19 protein-coding genes are annotated in these 17473 nt (G+C 41.0%); 7 read left to right on the top strand and 12 right to left on the bottom strand.

All coding sequences use genetic code 11. From position 1 onward, the window contains the following. Positions 1-40 precede the first annotated feature (40 nt). Positions 41-1054, bottom strand: a complete 1014-nt coding sequence (locus ACFSJE_RS10595) for a GlxA family transcriptional regulator (RefSeq protein WP_379830944.1) — start codon at positions 1052-1054, stop codon at positions 41-43. A gap of 167 nt (positions 1055-1221) precedes the next feature. On the opposite strand from ACFSJE_RS10595, the gene ACFSJE_RS10590 reads away from it, so the two are divergent. Beyond that, positions 1222-1593: a SnoaL-like domain-containing protein gene (locus tag ACFSJE_RS10590; protein ID WP_379830943.1), complete on the top strand. Its 372-nt coding sequence runs from the start codon at positions 1222-1224 to the stop codon at positions 1591-1593. 47 nt (positions 1594-1640) lie between these two features. Here the strand turns inward: ACFSJE_RS10590 and ACFSJE_RS10585 are convergent, their stop codons facing one another. Continuing rightward, positions 1641-2333, bottom strand: coding sequence for an ABC transporter ATP-binding protein (locus ACFSJE_RS10585; RefSeq protein WP_379830942.1), 693 nt, complete (start codon positions 2331-2333; stop codon positions 1641-1643). A 2-nt stretch (positions 2334-2335) separates the two neighbouring features. After that, positions 2336-3805 (bottom strand): DUF5687 family protein, encoded by a 1470-nt coding sequence (locus ACFSJE_RS10580; RefSeq protein ID WP_379830941.1) that lies wholly within the window; start codon positions 3803-3805, stop codon positions 2336-2338. A gap of 118 nt (positions 3806-3923) precedes the next feature. Here ACFSJE_RS10580 and ACFSJE_RS10575 point away from each other — a divergent pair, with 118 nt between their 5' ends. Continuing rightward, on the top strand, positions 3924-4973 hold the full coding sequence (locus tag ACFSJE_RS10575) for a 2Fe-2S iron-sulfur cluster-binding protein (RefSeq protein WP_379830940.1): 1050 nt from the start codon (positions 3924-3926) through the stop codon (positions 4971-4973). Here ACFSJE_RS10575 and ACFSJE_RS10570 read toward each other — a convergent pair. Continuing rightward, complete coding sequence (locus ACFSJE_RS10570) at positions 4958-5746, bottom strand: patatin-like phospholipase family protein (protein ID WP_379830939.1); 789 nt, start codon at positions 5744-5746, stop codon at positions 4958-4960. The genes ACFSJE_RS10575 and ACFSJE_RS10570 overlap by 16 nt on opposite strands. Before the next feature lie 355 nt (positions 5747-6101). Here ACFSJE_RS10570 and ACFSJE_RS10565 point away from each other — a divergent pair, with 355 nt between their 5' ends. The 3 genes from ACFSJE_RS10565 to arsS all read left to right on the top strand — a co-directional run bounded on the left by ACFSJE_RS10565 (position 6102) and on the right by arsS (position 8381). After that, positions 6102-6794, top strand: a complete 693-nt coding sequence (locus tag ACFSJE_RS10565; protein WP_379830938.1) for a TIGR04282 family arsenosugar biosynthesis glycosyltransferase — start codon at positions 6102-6104, stop codon at positions 6792-6794. Positions 6795-6897: 103 nt separating this feature from the next. Then, positions 6898-7233, top strand: coding sequence for an arsenosugar biosynthesis-associated peroxidase-like protein (locus ACFSJE_RS10560; RefSeq protein WP_067029694.1), 336 nt, complete (start codon positions 6898-6900; stop codon positions 7231-7233). A 59-nt stretch (positions 7234-7292) separates the two neighbouring features. Continuing rightward, the gene (gene arsS / locus ACFSJE_RS10555; RefSeq protein WP_379830937.1) at positions 7293-8381 is read left to right on the top strand and encodes an arsenosugar biosynthesis radical SAM (seleno)protein ArsS; all 1089 of its coding nucleotides are present in this window, start codon (positions 7293-7295) and stop codon (positions 8379-8381) included. Positions 8382-8556: 175 nt separating this feature from the next. Here the strand turns inward: arsS and ACFSJE_RS10550 are convergent, their stop codons facing one another. Then, entirely contained in the window at positions 8557-9240 is a 684-nt protein-coding gene (locus ACFSJE_RS10550; protein ID WP_379830936.1) for a DUF4386 domain-containing protein, read from the bottom strand. A 354-nt stretch (positions 9241-9594) separates the two neighbouring features. Here ACFSJE_RS10550 and ACFSJE_RS10545 point away from each other — a divergent pair, with 354 nt between their 5' ends. Further along, on the top strand, positions 9595-10212 hold the full coding sequence (locus ACFSJE_RS10545; RefSeq protein WP_379830935.1) for a TetR/AcrR family transcriptional regulator: 618 nt from the start codon (positions 9595-9597) through the stop codon (positions 10210-10212). On the opposite strand, the gene ACFSJE_RS10540 is transcribed toward ACFSJE_RS10545, so the two are convergent. The 3 genes from ACFSJE_RS10540 to ACFSJE_RS10530 are packed head-to-tail and all read right to left on the bottom strand — an operon-like array spanning position 10209 to position 12816. Then, positions 10209-11258 (bottom strand): glycosyltransferase family 9 protein, encoded by a 1050-nt coding sequence (locus ACFSJE_RS10540; RefSeq protein WP_379830934.1) that lies wholly within the window; start codon positions 11256-11258, stop codon positions 10209-10211. The two genes, ACFSJE_RS10545 and ACFSJE_RS10540, sit on opposite strands and share 4 nt — an antisense overlap. After that, positions 11242-11847, bottom strand: coding sequence for a DUF4254 domain-containing protein (locus ACFSJE_RS10535; RefSeq protein ID WP_379830933.1), 606 nt, complete (start codon positions 11845-11847; stop codon positions 11242-11244). Before ACFSJE_RS10535 ends, ACFSJE_RS10540 begins: the two co-directional genes overlap by 17 nt. Positions 11848-11883: 36 nt before the next feature. Next, positions 11884-12816: a DUF6427 family protein gene (locus ACFSJE_RS10530; protein WP_379830932.1), complete on the bottom strand. Its 933-nt coding sequence runs from the start codon at positions 12814-12816 to the stop codon at positions 11884-11886. Positions 12817-12855: 39 nt separating this feature from the next. Between ACFSJE_RS10530 and ACFSJE_RS10525 the strand changes: the two genes are divergently transcribed. Then, a complete protein-coding gene (locus tag ACFSJE_RS10525; protein WP_379830931.1) occupies positions 12856-13077 on the top strand; it encodes a DUF6341 family protein in 222 nt (73 codons plus the stop codon). On the opposite strand, the gene purD is transcribed toward ACFSJE_RS10525, so the two are convergent. From purD to ACFSJE_RS10505, 4 genes are all read right to left on the bottom strand, one after another. Then, complete coding sequence (purD, locus tag ACFSJE_RS10520) at positions 13072-14343, bottom strand: phosphoribosylamine--glycine ligase (RefSeq protein WP_379830930.1); 1272 nt, start codon at positions 14341-14343, stop codon at positions 13072-13074. The genes ACFSJE_RS10525 and purD overlap by 6 nt on opposite strands. Before the next feature lie 218 nt (positions 14344-14561). Next, on the bottom strand, positions 14562-15533 hold the full coding sequence (locus tag ACFSJE_RS10515; protein ID WP_379830929.1) for a UDP-glucuronic acid decarboxylase family protein: 972 nt from the start codon (positions 15531-15533) through the stop codon (positions 14562-14564). Then, complete coding sequence (locus tag ACFSJE_RS10510; RefSeq protein ID WP_379830928.1) at positions 15530-16690, bottom strand: glycosyltransferase family 4 protein; 1161 nt, start codon at positions 16688-16690, stop codon at positions 15530-15532. The genes ACFSJE_RS10515 and ACFSJE_RS10510 overlap by 4 nt, the downstream gene beginning before the upstream one ends. A 10-nt stretch (positions 16691-16700) precedes the next feature. Next, entirely contained in the window at positions 16701-17462 is a 762-nt protein-coding gene (locus ACFSJE_RS10505; protein WP_379830927.1) for a glycosyltransferase family 2 protein, read from the bottom strand. Positions 17463-17473: the final 11 nt, after the last annotated feature.

The following is a 17473-nucleotide window of genomic DNA, read 5'->3' as shown; positions in this document are numbered from 1 at the left end:
TTAAAGAATAAGATAAAGCCAAAATAATAAAAGAATGGTATCACCAAGAGTTGGGGCCTTCATATTCCAGTTGTGCCCGGTTGTATTTTGTTTTGTAGGCCACAGGAGACAATCCCACATATTTTTTGAACACGGTTCGGAACGCCTTTTGATCGGCATAGCCTACTTGATACATGATTTCGTTCACGTTTTGCTGGGTGGTTTCCAAACTACGTTTGGCCGCTTCCATCTTTACACGCTGAATGTATTCCAAAGGGGTATTCTGCGTTGCTTTTTTGAATCGTCTCACAAAATTCCGGCTGCTGATGGCAAACTTTTGGGCCAGTTCTTCCACCGATATTTTATCGTTCACATTGTCCTCAATATAATTTTGGGCCGCTTTAATGGCTGTGTCATCATGCTCTTTCTGACCCTGAAAAATGACAAATTGATTTTGGTCTTCGCGGTCTATTTCAATCTCAAAAAATTTGGAGATGTAAATGGCCGCTTCCCGTCCACAGAATTTTTCAATAAGGTGAATCATCAAATTCAAAAAAGAATAGGCCCCGCCACTGGTGTAGATACCGTCTTCTTCGGTAACAATCTTGTTTGAGACAAGGTTCACTTGGGGGTACATCCGTTTAAACAGTTCCATGGCCGCCCAATGGGTAGAGCACTGCCTACCATCCACCAAACCCGTGCGAGCCAGAACAAAAGCCCCCAGGCACATGCTGGCCACTTCGGTATTGTTTCGGTTGCGTTGAGTGATGATCCAATCCACGAAAGGTTGGTTGAGCTTGAGTTCATCAACCAATTTATCAGTCCGGAGGGCCGGAATCAAGATAAGGTCGGTCTTGTCCACTTGGTCAATGGTCTTGTCACAATGAATGCTGAACAATCCATTGTAGAGGGTTTGTTCTGAATCCAACCCCACCAGATGGATGTCGAAAAAATCATCATTTCTAACCCCGGTACTCTTTAAAAACCGGTTGGCTGCAGACAAAATCTTGTACGGACCCACCACACTGCTCAAAATAGCATTGCCTTTGGGCACCAAAATGCTTACATGTTTCATAACCATGGATTTACGAGCGTTAAATGTAGTAGATATTGATGGCAGAAACAACCCGTTAAAGTGTCTTTTTTGCCCTTACTCTCGCGTTTTGTGCTTTCGTAGCTTAGCCTTAATCATTTCGGATTTAACCAAGGAAGTTTATTCATTAATCATAAAACAAATACAACATGAGCACACAAGAAGTTGCAGACAAATTAGTCGCCCTTTGCAGAGAGGGCAAACATGCCGAAGCCTATGAGCTTTATGCGAAAGATGCCGTTAGCTTGGAAATGCCTGGGATGCCCAATGAGGTTACCGAGGGATTGGACAATATTTTAAAGGGCTTTCAGCAATGGGTTGAAGGCATTAAAGAAACCCATGGCGGCACTGTAGGTGATCCTGTGGTGGCTGGGAATCATTTTGCCGTGGCCATGACCAGTGATGCCACTTTTAAAGACGGCACACGAATGAATATGGAGGAAGTTGCCCTATACCAAGTGCAGGATGGGAAAATCAAAAAGGTGTCGTTCCATTATGATACTTCGGCCATGTGCGAGTAAAATTCCTTTGAAAACTTTGGAAAAGGCGCTTCTTTGAAGTGCCTTTTTTATCCTCCAAAGAAGGCCTCCAACTCTTTTAAGGTTTCGGTTGAGGTTTTTATGTCTTTCACAATTTCTCCCTTGTTCAATACAACAATGCGCTCACAAACTTCGGTAACATGAATCAGGTCATGGCTAGAGACCAAAACGGTGACACCCTCCTTGGCGGCCAAATCCTTGATGATACCCTTTAACCGAATTTGGGTGGTGGGGTCTAAATTGGCAAAAGGCTCATCCAGAATCACCACCTCGGGGTTCCCGATAAAACTCGCAACAATGCCAACTTTCTTTTGATTTCCTTTGGAAAGATCCCTTAGGTATTTTTTCTGTCCCAAAATCTCGCCATGGAAAAAATCTTCATAGTTAGCCAACAAGGCATCCACATCGGCTTTGTTCCTACCCCGCAATTCCCCGATAAAGTAGAAATACTCTTCAGGGGTAAGGTAGCCTATCAAAAAAGTCTCATCGATAAATGCGGAAGTGAACGGTTTCCAGGCTTCACTCTGGTCCACTTGCACATCATTGTTTATAATGTGTCCCGTGGTGGGCTGAATCAAATCCAACAACAAACTAAACAAGGTGGTTTTACCCGCACCGTTATTCCCCACCAAGCCAAAGCTTTGTCCTTTGGGAATCTCCAATTGGTCTATGTTCAGCACCGTTTGCGTATACGTTTTGGTTAAATTTTGCGCTGTGATCATGATTATTTCTGTTTGTAAGCCAATAAGGTTTTATACTTCTCTTTTTTATAAATGCCCTCTATCATTTTAAATGCCTTGTTCTTAAACACAAAGCCAAGCAAGCCGACTAGGGCCACGCAAAGGTATCCGACCAAGGGACTGACCAAAAAATGGCCAATGGCATAAATAATGATGGGCAGAACCAATTTGGGTAAGGTCAGCAACAGTGTCTTTGCATTAAATGCCTGTTTGTCCCCGAATGCTTTTTTGTTGGAAGTGAGGTCGATGGGCGTCTTCACATAAGCGCCTCCCCAAAGCACCAAATAGCTGTTGATACCAACATTGTAAATAGCCCCGACCAATACGGCGGCATAGGCCTCCCATCCAAAATAGAGATAAAAAGAAGCCAAAATGGTGGAAATTATGGTTGCGATAATCACCAAATACCATTTTGAGGTAAGGTACTCCTTGTACTGTATGTTCTGACTCATCATCAGCGGATAGTAACTGCTGTCCCAACTGGGCACATATTGTCCAAAACTGAAAAGGAAGCCGCCTGTGACAAAGATTCCAGCGAAGATGCTCCAAAACGGACCCTCATAAACTTCGAGGGCACCGGTAAAGAAGAGCATCCCATAAAAAATAAAAAAGAAGCCCGCGATTACTGCTGTTCTGGAACGTTTGTTTCGTTTGATTAGTTTGATGTCGTTCTTTAAAAAAGTACCCAGGTTCCCAAAGCGATTGAGCCAATCCAGGTTCTCCGTTTTGGCTTCGGATTGTTTGGTGGCCAGACCGCCATCCAAATACATATGTTTTTTGAAATAGGAAAAGGCCGAAAAATAGAGCGTCATCAACAAAAGCCAAGGAACCATCGCTGTCCAAGGTTTATCAAAGAAGAAATCAAAAATGGGTTGGGTGTACTGTGTGATATCAAACCATTGGTAGTATTGAGAAATACCGGCAATCAAAAACAGTGCTGCAAGAACATAAAAGACGCTATCCTTATTATTGACCATTACATTGATGAAGTTGTTCACATAAATCAGCGCCATAAATGCCAAATGCCATCCAATAACAGATACAAAGGAATAGCCTTCAATCACCAGTACAATACTGAAGGGCACAAAGAAAAAGGCATGCATAATGTTGAAAAAGGAAATCACCGTCTTTCCAAGGGAGTAGTTCACCACCGTGCTCTTTTTGATGGGTAAATACAGCATCGGCTTTATGTTGGTTACGGGCATCTTTTGGAGCATGTACCGCAAAACCAAGTCAAAGGCCAAGTAGTAGATCATGTATTGATTCACGATGCGCAATGGGTCACCGATTCCGGCTTTCTTGATCATAAAATACGATCCAAAACCCATCCCCAAAAAAACAAGAATAAAATAGAGTGCACCAATCCCCATCAAGATTTTAATCCAAATCTCGGTCTTGAATGATGCTGCCCTAAAAAAAGATTTCCATTGAAGTCCAAGGAAACGTTTTAACATGGTTGGTAGTTTTTTTGTTAGTATACAAGGTATGCGATTTGTTACAATACGCATCCTTTTTACAAAAATCGAGGTAAAAAATAAGGGTAATCCTTAGTTTTGCAGCAAAATTGTTTTCATGAGCGATTCACATGCGTTAAAAATCTCAGCAGTAGATAGATTAACCCCCAACGCGGTAGCACTAACTTTTGAGGTTCCCGAAGCATTTGCAAGCACCTATACCTTTAAGGCTGGCCAGTACATCACCATTAAATATCCCATGAATGGAAAGGAACTTCGTCGGGCCTATTCTATTTCTTCGGCACCTTCATCTGGAAAGTTAACTGTGGGCATCAAAAAAATGCCGAGTGGTACATTTTCGGTTTTTGCCAATGAAAATCTGAAAGCTGGTGATGTTTTGGAAGTTATGCACCCAGAAGGACGCTTTACTTTTGAAGCTACTTCGGAAAAAAAGAATGTGGCCGCTTTTGCCGCAGGAAGTGGTATTACCCCCATCATGAGCATTGCGGAAACGGTTCTGGAAAGCAATCCAGAAAACACTTTTGTATTGGTTTTTGGAAATCAAAGTCCGGAAGAGACCATGTATTTCCATAAAATTCAACACCTTAAAGAAAAATATTCCGAACGGTTTTTTGTTCAATATGTCTACAGTAGGGCCAACGCAGACGAGGCTCTTTTTGGAAGAATTGAGCGCTCCACAGTGAATTTTGTGGTCAAAAACAAGTATAAAGAGACCCCGTTCGATGCATTTTATCTCTGCGGACCCGAAGAAATGATTCATGCCGTTTCGGATACGTTAAAGGATAATGGTGTTTCTCCTGATAAAATCCATTTTGAATTGTTCACCTCTTCGGATGAGGAAGATGAAATGGCCGAAAACTTGGAAGGTAAGACCACGGTTGAAATCATTCTGGACGATGAGACCTTCACTTTGGTCATGGACAAAAAGGAAAGAGTGCTCGATGCGGTGCTCAACGAGGACATCGACGCGCCATATTCGTGCCAAGGAGGGGTGTGCAGTAGTTGCATTGCCCGTATTAAGGAGGGAAAAGCTGAAATGGCCAAAAACCAGATTTTAACGGATAGCGAAGTTGCCGAAGGCTTAATTCTTACCTGCCAAGCACACCCGTTGACCCCAACCCTTAAGGTGGACTACGACGACGTATAGTTTTTGGAGGCCAATAATTGTTCAATGGCTCTGTTGCCATGTTCGTAGCCAATGGAAAAGGCATTTTCAATGCCCTTTTTATCCAACACACCAATCTTGTCCAGTTCTTTGGGCTCAATAAAAAGATGGCATTGGTTCACTTTTTCCTTGCTAGAGGCATAAATCATTAAACTAGTGACCCTTCCGGCCAATTGAATGGAGTTCCGTAGGTCATTTTTATGGATTTCTGCTGCAATGGAAACGTTGCTTCCAATCAAAAAGTCCACTTTATCCTCCAGATATTCCTTTGGAAAGTTGTTCATGATTCCTCCATCGGCATAAAGAATACCTTCAATCTCCACAGGACTAAAAACAGGGGTTAGGGCCGCGGATGCCAAAAGAGGCAAAATCAATTCCCCTTGATTGAACACTTTTTCCTCCCCACTCAATAAATCGGTAGCGACTACATACAAGGGTTTTTCCAAACTTTCAAAAGTATCCTTAGGAAAATAGCCTTTAAAAATGCTGAAATAACGTTCCGTATCAATAAACCCTGGTTTGTTGATGGCAAAAAAGCTGTATTGAAACAAGGGGGTCTTCCGGAAAAAGTCCAGCATGCTCTCCACTGAGTTTCCGTTGGCATATAACGCACCGACCAAAGCACCCACACTGGAACCGGCTACCATTTGGGCCTCAAGTCCATGCTCTTTGAGTGCTTTTATCAACCCTATATGTGCCATTCCGCGGACACCCCCGCCTGAAAGCACCAAACCAATGGATTTACCTTCGAACATTTTGTGCTAGTAAAACAATGATGCACAAAGGTATAGCATTGCGTGGTGGCTGGCATGGTCAAAACTGGGGATTTCGGTTAAAAAAACATTATTTCGGCGGTCTGTTTTGGTTTTCTGAAATGGAAATTTACCGACCGGGTGGTCTGTCGCTTTTGAAAACAGGTCGTTTTTCAACCTTTAATCGAATTGAATGTGATTTTTATCCACGAATCTTAATGGCCTCATTTTCAAAACCGACCAGTGGGTCGGAATGTTAAAATTGAAACTATCCTCCCAAATCTGTAATACAAATTGATGTGTTTCGACCAAAATCAATAGTAAGAATTGTTGTATGTTTAGGATAAACATCGAATAATTGCATTCAAACACAAACTTTGATACCGCCATTTTGGTATTCGCAAACTCCGCGGACGAGGATAGCCATATCAAAAAAATTGGGGGCGACACTTCGCTTTTTGATGCACTTACGCAACACTCGTTAAAGATTGTAAAGAACACCGGCCTGCCTTATTTTCATTTTACGGAACGGGAACAGTGCGGTGAAACGTTTGGCGAGCGGTTTACCCATGCCATTCAATCTATATTTGATTCCGGTTTTGCCAATATCATCGCTATTGGAAATGACAGCCCGCAGTTGAAGACCCAACATCTGCTGGAGGCCTATGAACAACTCCAACTCGGTAAAACAGTTTTAGGACCAGCTGTAGATGGAGGCTTTTATTTGTTGGGGCTGCACCGTTCCAACTTTCATCAAGATTCGTTTGAAGCGCTACCGTGGCAAGTGACTAGCTTGTTCAATGCCACTCAACATTATTTTGAGTCTTTGGGTTGTACGGTCTTTTCTTTGGACCGATTGATGGATATTGATTCCGCTAACGATATCAAACGGCTTTCCAACCATGTTACCACTTTGGTCAAAGGTTGGCTCTCTCTTTTTTCAAAATTGCTGGAACTTACCATAGCATTTTTTGAAGTTGGTCAGACTACCAAGAAAAAAATATTCCTTTTCATTCCTTTTAATAAGGGTTCGCCAGTTGCGTTTGCCTAATTATTCCTGCTGAGTCCTAGTACTTGGCTCTCCTATTTAATTTATAATCCCGACATGAAATTGCCTTGATGGCCTATGTCGATAATCCACTAAAAAACAGAACATGGCAAACTCATATTACGACCCAGCAGATTTACGGAAATTTGGTTCCATCACCGAATGGAGCGAAGAACTGGGAAACAAATTTTTTGATTATTACGGTAAGGTTTTCGAAGAAGGTGCACTAAGTGCACGGGAGAAATCACTGATTGCATTAGCGGTGGCCCACGTAGTGAAGTGCCCCTATTGCATTGACGCTTACACCAAAGATGGACTCCAAAGAGGTATTACCAAAGAAGAAATGATGGAAGCTGTACATGCCGGTGCCGCCATTGAAAGTGGTGCTACGCTGGTTCATGGGGTACAGATGATGAATAAATACAATAAGCTTTCCATGTAACGCTGCGCTGTTTAGGTGTTAGGAATAAAAAGGCTTCCAAACAATTTTAGAACTCATAAATGGGACAAAGCATATTATCAGATATTAAGAAAGCGGCAAAAAAGTCGTTGAAGGCACGGGAAAATGAACTCGCCAATACCAACCGACAGTTGGAAATTTTGAATGGTGCGTTGTTTGCCGATGGTGAGTTGCCCTATTTCAAGGATAAGATTGCCAAAACGGGACAGTTTCCGTTAAAGCCCAAAACCTTGGAAATCCTACAGATCAATGTGGGGTATATGTGCAACCAAGTCTGTGAGCATTGCCATGTGGATGCCGGTCCGGACCGAAAGGAAATCATGACACGCGAAACCATGGAGCGGTGTTTGGAAGTCATTCGGAATACTGGAGCCCACACCTTGGACCTAACGGGTGGTGCCCCAGAAATGAACCCCAATTTCAGATGGTTTGTGGAAGAAGCGGCCAAAGCGGGCATCCAAGATTTTATTGTGCGTTCCAACCTCACCATTATTCGTTCCAACAAAAAATACCATGATCTGCCCGAGTTCTTTAAAAAGCACAATGTGCATGTGGTTTCCTCTATGCCGCACTACACTCGGGGCAAAACCGACAAGCAACGTGGCGATGGGGTTTTTGATAAGTCCATTCAAGCACTGCAAGATTTGAATGCAGTCGGCTATGGTATGCCCGATAGCAACCTACGGTTGGATTTGGTCTACAATCCCTCCGGGGCCTTTTTACCGGGTGACCAAGCGGCCATGGAGCGCGACTTTAAAAAAGCATTGAAGGAAGATTTCAATATTGAGTTCCATAACCTGTTTGCGATTACCAATCTGCCCATATCCCGCTTTTTGGACTATTTGATCGCTTCGGATAATTATGAGGATTATATGTATGCGCTGGTGGAGGCCTATAACCCTGCAGCGGTGGAAAATGTGATGTGCACCAACACCATTTCGGTGAGCTGGGATGGTTGGCTCTACGATTGCGACTTTAACCAAATGCTCAACCTAAAGGTGGCCAGCAAGGTAAAACACATTAAAGATTATAATGAAGACCTGTTGAATGACCGTGAGATTGTGATTTCGCAGCACTGTTATGGGTGTACGGCAGGGGCCGGAAGTAGTTGCCAAGGCACGGTGGCTTGATTTTCTACAATAAAAGTTTGGAGGATTTCACTTATCGGCTCGTATAACCGTCAGTTACGGATTTAAAGTTAATGTTTTTCGGTTAAAAACTGACGTTAGCAATTCCGAGTGGATTCGGACGTAGTCGAATCCGTCGTAATTGCGGTTATACATTGTTGTGTGCAGTTTTTTGTTCTTAATGTTGTTGTTCAATTTCAGTTTCCAATATTGGTGAATTCAGTCCTTTGAATAGTAACCAAAGGGGAAGAATTAATTGAATTAAGCCTATTGGAAGAAGCATATTCATACTGATACTGTTTCCGAAAATTGAAAATAATTCCTCAATGAACATAAGAACTACTGCAATTATTCCAAAAATAGAAATTATTCTCGGAACAAGTTTAGATAGGTACAATGTGTAGTACAAAACAAAAACTGGAAAGCAAGAAATTAATAGATAAAAATAATGTGTCCACCAATGTTTTCCGGAAACAAGGGGCTCTAAAATTTTAAACGAATTATCGCTTCCATTTTTCAGGTATTCTTTACTCAATTCCAACATAGATATTACACTAACATTATCAATCATAATGGCAATAAAGTTTAGAATGCAAAACGCAAGGTATAAGTACGCTAAACTTATACTATATCTTTTAAAAATTGGTAATAGCATTGCGGCAATAATTATTGATGCAATTCCGCTAAAGATTCCGAGGGCAACTGAACTGATGATTTGGTTAGAATTTTCAGAGGTGGTAATAAGAAAATTGTCTGAAAAAAGTACAGAACCTTGTAAAAATTGGAAAATTATAATGCCTGAAACAAAAACGAATAATAATAATACACCAATAATTCTACCTGTTTTTTGATTTGAATTCATATTTAGTGGGTTTGGTTAGTTTTAAATTCAGGTGGTTACTCCAAATATAAAGACGTAAATATTCTATAAATGGTTGCCTGAATTTTGATAAAATCCGTTTTTTTAATTGCATACTTGAAGTTAGAATTTTTTGGCTTAAAAAGCCATCTGCAATTGACGCCTTACCCACTCCTTTTAACGAATCCGTTATGTCAATTGACCGACCCCTAAGTCGGTTTGTTTTTTGGGATTTTGGCAATTCATCGGTTTTTGAACACTTTACCGATTTTTAAGGGAAGTACGTCTTGTATTCTTTGGGTTGCCTCCTTTCCGACCAATCTTTGTCACAGACTAAACAGTCTAAACCCAAATCTTATGGAAATGACCCTCAAACGAAGGGAGACCATGCACCGCTTGTGTGGAAAAGGTCTCGAAATCTTCAACGAAAAAGGCTATTACAACACCAGTTTGGATGATATCCTACAGGAATTGTCCCTATCCAAAGGTGCCTTTTACCATCACTTTAAATCCAAAGAAGATTATTTTATCAATATTGTACAGAACCTTATTGTACAAAAAGTCTACGCGCTTTTAATTGAGCCGTTGGATACGGATGAGAATCCACTACCGGTGATTGTGGAAAGCTTGGAGAACGCCTTGGAACCCGGCAAGAAAAATGAAATGGCTTATGGCTTTATGCTGAACGATTTTTTGACCGAATTCAACAAGCGCAATAATGAAATCTGTGGGTATCTTAAAAATATCATCAGTGTCTGGGAAGTAAACCTAGTTGCCGTACTGAAACGGGGTAAAGTGGATGGCCATATCGCCCGTCATGTGGATTGTGAGGGTGCTGCCACCTATATCATCGCTTCGTATCTGGGCATGCGATCCTTGATGACGGATAGCTCTAACCGTCAATTAAAATACCAGTACATTCAACAGTTAAAGCAATATTTTAGGTCTATTTCGGCTAGCGAAGTATTGGCCTAGCCTTTCAAAATTTGGTTAAGCTTTTCCACAACCTGTTCAGGCCGAATGGTTTCCACGACCGATTCGTACCCCTGAGGCACTTTATTTCCATAAATTGAGGTAGGAATCAGCGGATATTGCTCCCTGTTTGCCAGCAATGCATTTTCCATCGGTTGATGAAACGGATAAAAGCCGGCATAGGGATGGGTAACCCCCCAAATGGTAACCACGGGGATGCCAAAATTGGCCGCCAAGTGGGAATTGCCACTGTCCATGGACAACATTACATCCAAATTGGAGATCAGTTGCAATTCTTCGGATAGATTAAGCTTTCCAGCTACACAAATTGTATTATCCAAACCGCTTGACAATGCTTCCAACTGACTTGTTTCATGAGGTCCACCTCCAAAAAGCAGTATTTTATACTTTCCGGTATTATTGAGTTGCTCCACCACTGCTTGCATCAAAGAAAAAGGATACATCTTCCCTTCGTGGGCCGCAAAAGGGGCAATACCCACCCATTTTTTGGTGTCTTGGTGTATCAAATTCAGCAATTTATCGGAAAGCTGATGTCGCTCCAGTAGCTGAGGTTGATTCAAATCAATGGAAAAACCCAATTGGGCAAACACATCGGCGTAGCGCTGGTGTGTGGTCTTCAGTTGCTTGAACACTTTGTTCTTGGATCGGGTAAGCGCTTTCTTTTCGCTGCGCCCTTTATCCATCTGAACAAATGGAATGCGATCCAATGCAAAATACTTTTTGAGTACCCTACTTCGCAACACGTTATGAAGGTCGGCGACCGCATCAAACTGCATTGGTTTCAGCTCTTGGTACAATCGCCATAACCCGATTAACCCTTTGTGTCTTTTCTTTACATCGGCCTCGATTACCTTCACCCGCTCCATTCCATGGAAAATGGGCATAAAGTTCCTTTTGGTCAAAACCGTAAGTTGAAGTTCCGGATAGTTGCGGGTCAATGTGCCAATTACGGGAACGGTCATGGCCACATCGCCCATTGCTGATAAGCGAATGACAAGAATGTGGGTGGATTTACCCTTTTTGTCCACGGAGCACGGGATTGAGTTCTTCGTCGTTGTACATTTTCATCTGTTTGTAGACTTTCATGTACTTGTTCCCGGCCTCAATATCGGCGAGTAATTGGTCAATGGCGGTGGAAAGGTCCTTCTTTTGTTCCAACAGAACCGTAAGCTTGTCGCTGCATTTTTTAATGTGCTCTGCTGAGGCATCAGTACGGTTCACTTCTTCCTGCATGTGGTAAATCTTCAGCGCCAAAATAGAGAGTCGGTCTATGGCCCAAGCAGGACTTTCTGTGTTGATGGTAGCGTTGGCTTTTATCTCGACCGAATCATATTTCTTCAAAAAATAACTGTCGATATATTCCACCAAATCGGTTCGATCTTGGTTGCTGGCATCAATTTTTCGTTTCAGGTCCAAAGCGGCCACAGGGTCAATTTCTGGGTCACGGATAATGTCCTCATAATGCCACTGAACGGTATCAATCCAATTTTTGCGATACAGCAAATGCTCCACTTTATCCTTTGGATAGGGATTCTCAAAATCTTGGTAGACGTCATCCTTGACATGATAGGTATCAATACTTTTTTGAAATATGTTGAAGGCAAATTCGCTGAACATCTAAATCTATTTTGGGCAAAGATATTGCTTTATGACTTATCGACTTACTTGGATCACAAAAAGCAAAAGTGGTAGGGCAATGCAGATATCCAAAACCAGTTCCCGCAGTTTGGTTTTTTTGATGCTTTCGGCGTAGTTGGCCAAAAAGACAGCGGCCGGAAAAAATGTAATCAAAAGTGGGGAAGAACCCGCCGGGGTGAAAAGGCTAATGACCACGCCAAAAACAAAGATTGCGAATACGATGCGCAAGAGAATCAACTTTCCTCCACCTATTTTACGAACCCGAACAAAAACTATTCCCATCAACAAAAACATCAGCAGAATAAAGATGATTGCTTTTATGTTGATGACCTCAATGAGTGAGTCCGTATTCAAGAATCCTGCTGAAAATTGGTAATGCTCTTGAAAAAAACCCGAGTGACCCGTTACGCGGACAACGGCAAACGTTAGCATAAAAATGGTGGCCACCCCAACAAAGGGGACCAACCAGTTTTTAAAATTTTTTCTGTCGTATACATTGATGACCACAAAGACCAGCACCAAAAAAACGAGTGACCAATCGTAAAAAAGGCTGGCGATTGAAATCAACATCGATGCATCAAAAATCTTATGCTTTACAAACCGATTGGATTTTACGGCCAACAAACGCCAAAAGGCCAGTAAGAGAAAAAAATTGGAGAAAATGACATTCTTGCTGAAGAGGGTTTCCGAAAAGGCAACCAACAACAGCACAAAAAAAAGCATTACGTACGAATTGAAGTCTGTTACTTTTTCTGATCGTACAATTTGATTGATAATGAAAAGGGCCAATAGCAAAACCGCAAAAGCCAATAATTCCAACGGAATACTTTGATCCCAAATATGCGTCCCAGAACCAAAAAAAGTGTTGATGGCGAAGAAAAGAAACAAAAAAATGGCCAGGACAATGTAATTAATGGGTTTTGTTTTTCCGAAAAAGCTTGAAATCATCCTTTCTTTTGCTACTTTTGCAAAGTAAATATAGCCAAGATGAGCAAGTTTTTTCACGGTATAGAAGACTTATTTGTAAACTACCTTTTTGCCCCCTACGATTTTTTCCGCTTTATGCACAGCTGGTGGGCTTCCAACACCCTAAACTGGATTTTCTTTGTCATTGGTTTTATTGCCATGGTCTATTGGATGCAGCAATTGAAGATTTTCAATGACAATGGTGAAGAGGATAAGAGCATCAGCTCCCACTCTTATCTATAAATCGAAGCCTAAATCTTTTCGATAGTACATTCCATCAAAATGGAGTTTCTCCATATTTTGATAGGATTTCTGCAATGCTTCCTTAAAGTCTTTTCCAAAGGAAGTAACTGCGATTACCCGACCTCCATTGGTCACCACTTTCCCCCCTGAAAGTTTTGTTCCCGCATGGAACACCAAAGAGCCTTGGACGTTTTCTGTACCTGTGATTTCTTTTCCTTTTTCATAAGCTTCCGGGTATCCGCCAGAAACTGCCATTACAGTTGTGGCTGTTCGTTCATCAATTTCCAGGTTGATTTTATCCAATGTTCCATTGGCCATTGCAGTAAGCACCTCGACCAAATCCGATTTTAACCTTGGCATTACCACTTCTGTTTCCGGGTCACCCATACGAACGTTGTATTCGATTACCTTAGGCTCATCTCCTACTTTGATCAAGCCGATAAAGATGAACCCAATATAGGGCAGATTATCCTTTTTAAGGCCGTCTACGGTAGGTTTTACGATTTGACGCTCAATCTTGTCCAAAAAGGTGGAATCGGCAAATGGAACAGGTGAAATGGCTCCCATACCCCCTGTGTTGAGTCCAGTGTCTCCTTCCCCAATTCGTTTATAGTCTTTTGCGGTTGGAAGTACTTTGTAGTTGGTACCATCAGTCAGTACAAAACAGCTTAACTCAATCCCATCCAAGAATTCTTCAATGACCACAGTGGAACTGGCATTCCCAAATTTGGAATCGACCAACATCGATTTCAATTCGGACTTCGCTTCCTCCAAATCCTGAAGGATCAAAACACCTTTCCCGGCAGCTAAACCATCTGCTTTGAGCACGTAAGGGGGGTTCAAGGTTTCCAAAAATGCATATCCGTCCTTAAGTGAATCGGCTGTAAAACTTGCGTAAGCTGCCGTGGGAATATTATGCCTCATCATGAACTCCTTGGCAAATTCCTTGCTCCCCTCGAGGGCGGCAGCTGCTTTTTGAGGGCCAATTACAGGGATACTTTTCAACTCAACATCATTCAGAAAAAAATCATGAACCCCATTCACCAATGGGTCTTCTGGTCCCACCACCACTAAATCAATAGCTTCCTTTAACACCAATTGCTTAATAGCCGGAAAATCATTCACCCCCACCTCAACATTGGTGGCTATTGCGGAAGTTCCTGCGTTTCCAGGTGCTACAAAAAGGTTTTTTGTTTTAGGGCTTTCTGAAATTTTAAGGGCAATGGCATGTTCGCGTCCGCCAGAACCCAGGGCCAAAATGTTCATGAATCAAAATTTTGGCAAAAATAATCCAATTCAATAGAATTAAAGCCTTATTTGGAAATGATCTGGTTATTCCTGTTTGACACGAATTTTACGAATGTCCACTAATCTAATACTGAGGCTGTTGTCATTACGAGTGTAAGCGAGAATACTTATTTGTGGTAAATTTCTCAATCGTCACATCATTCTTCATTTCGAAATGACTCCAATTAGTTTGCCTTTTAAGGCAAAAAGTCCCTGTGTGCCTCCCATAATTGATCGTGTGGAAGGGATTTGAAGTAGTCATAGGCTTTTTTAAGGCCTTCGGAACGATATACTTTGGGCTCCCAATCCAAAATTTCCTTCGCCCGCGTGATATCTGGTTGACGTTGCAACGGATCATCTTGCGGTAAAGGTTTAAACACTATCTTCTGATCTGTACCTGTGAGTTTAATGATTTCCTCGGCAAATTCCAAAATGGTGGTTTCATCTGGGTTTCCGATGTTGATAGGTTCCACATAGTCGCTCATCAGCAGTCGGTAAATCCCTTCAATCTGATCATCGATATAGGTAAACGAACGGGTTTGGGAACCGTCACCAAAAACGGTTAGATCTTCACCTCGAAGTGCTTGGCCCATAAAGGCGGGCACCACACGGCCATCGTTTAATCGCATTCTAGAGCCATACGTGTTGAAAATCCGTACAATCCGTGTATCCAATCCATGATGCCTGTTGTAGGCCATGGTGATGGATTCCATAAAGCGTTTAGCCTCATCATAGACCCCTCGAGGGCCAATCGGGCTCACATTTCCATAGTACTCTTCATTTTGGGGGTGTACCAAAGGATCTCCGTATACCTCAGAGGTGGATGCCACTAAAATCCGTGCTTTATGGTCCTTGGCCAATCCCAACAGATTCAATGTGCCCAATGAACCTACTTTTAGTGTTTCAATGGGAATTTTAAGGTAGTCTATTGGGCTTGCAGGCGATGCAAAATGAAGAATGTAATCCATCCTGCCCGGCACGTGCACAAATTTGGAAACATCGTGGTGGAAAAACTCGAAGCGCTCCAAATGGAATAGGTGTTCAATGTTCTTTAGGTCTCCTGTCACCAAATTATCCATACCAATAACATGGTGGCCTTCGGCAATGAAGCGATCACAAAGGTGCGAGCCAAGGAAGCCTGCAGCTCCGGTAATTAGGGTTTTTTTCAATGTTTTGGTTTTTTCTTTTTAGAAGTGCTTTCTTCTTTCTTACCCTTTAAGGAGTCTATTTTCCTCCTAAGAAGAATTTTTTGTTTTAATGTGGTGAAATTGTAATTGTATTTAAAAAATATGTATGCCAAAAACATCACTACAGAAACTAACATAATAACCATTCCTGTATTCTTTGCTTTGCTTCCTAAAATTATAAACAATACCACAAAGATAATGTTGAAACACCCTATTATGAAACTGGCTTGTTTGTGAGAAAGACCCCAAAAATCTATAAGTACATGGTGAACATGATTCCTATCTGGAGAAAAAGGTCCTTTCTTGTTGGCAATCCTAATAGCAAAGACCCTTGCAGTATCAAAAAGCGGAACAATCAAAATACTAATCGCGATAAGCGGAGCATTCTCCAGCAAGAAAGGAAGCTCTCCATCACCATAGGCCGCCGGTTCTAATGCTAAAAACTTTAAGGTCAAAATACTGATGATAAAACCAACTATTAAAGACCCAGTATCGCCCATAAAAATTTTTTTATCAGATGACACATTAAATCCAAAAAAAGCCATCAGACATCCATTCATGGTGATAGCAATCAATGCAAAATAGTATTCTTTTGACAAGTAGAATATTGTTGTGTAAATAATCATAATAACAATTCCAACAATTGAGGCCAACCCATCAATTCCGTCAATTAAATTATAGGAGTTGATAATTGTTAGCATTAGAAATCCTCCAATTGCCAAATAGAGATAATATGGGATTTCATAAATGTTTAAAAACCCATTCAAGGACTCAATTCCAAAACTATCATTTATCAAAACAAAGGAAATAGCCAAGACTTGTGCTATCAACTTAGAGCCAGGTGAGAGCACCACTAAATCATCTTTTAAACCAACTATGAATAAAATGGTGAGGCCTGGAATGATATAAATATCTTCCGAAAACTCATGCCAATTTTTAATGAAAAAAAATGCGATAATTAAAGTAAAATAGAAAGAAGCCCCGCCAAGGGTTGGAGTTTTAATTATGTGCGAACTCCTTTGGTTGGGGTCATCCATTAATCTTTTATATTCCACAACACGAATAATCTTGGGAATGGTTAGATATACCATTAGAAAGGAACCGATAAAAATTAAAATTGCTGTTTCAAGAAATCCCAAACTATCTTTTTTAAGTTACTAGTTTTTTAGATGTCATTTTATAGTAAAAATAGGTCATAAGAAATATAACCATTAAGTAACAGGACATGAAAAATGAATAACCAAGTTCTTTATAGTAAACATTAAAATTATGACTCAACAATTTGAATTTGTTTTTACTCAAAGACTGATTACCTATTCTATAATACGCCAATGGCATTTTCAAACAATAAGCAAAATCCGTCTTTTTCAAAAGATTTAGCCATAATACCCAATCCTGTCTTTTTCTAATATCAGACATATATACTTTTCCAAAATATGATACATCATAAATCGCTGTAAGGCAGCCGATGTAGTCATTTCGAAGCATTTTGGTATAACTTACCCTATTGGGAGCGGATCTTCGGAACAAAGGATGCTCCCTGTCATCGGTTATGACAAAATAATCTGTGTAGGAGAAGGAGTATTTGTTCTTAACCATAAATTCTATTTGTCTTTCCAATTTGTCAGGAGTCCACAAATCATCACTATCCAAAAAAGCAATATATCTGCCTTTTGCCAGTTCAATTGCCTTGTTTCTTGCTACCCCTGCACCACCATTCCTTTCTAAAGCATAGTATTTAATCCTTTTGTCTATTTTGGAAAAATTCTTTATTATCTCATCCGACCCATCTGTGGAGCAATCATCTATCAAAATGTGCTCCCAATTATCATAAGTTTGGTTGATAACCGAAGTTATACATTCAGAAATATATTTTTGTGAATTAAAAACTGGAGTAATAATAGAAACCACACAAGTGTTTT

The organism is Flagellimonas iocasae, from assembly GCF_042682725.1.
Taxonomy (GTDB): Bacteria; Bacteroidota; Bacteroidia; order Flavobacteriales; family Flavobacteriaceae; genus Flagellimonas; species Flagellimonas iocasae.
Note: the sequence above shows the minus strand (reverse complement) of the source record. Positions and strands in the feature narration are given on the sequence as shown.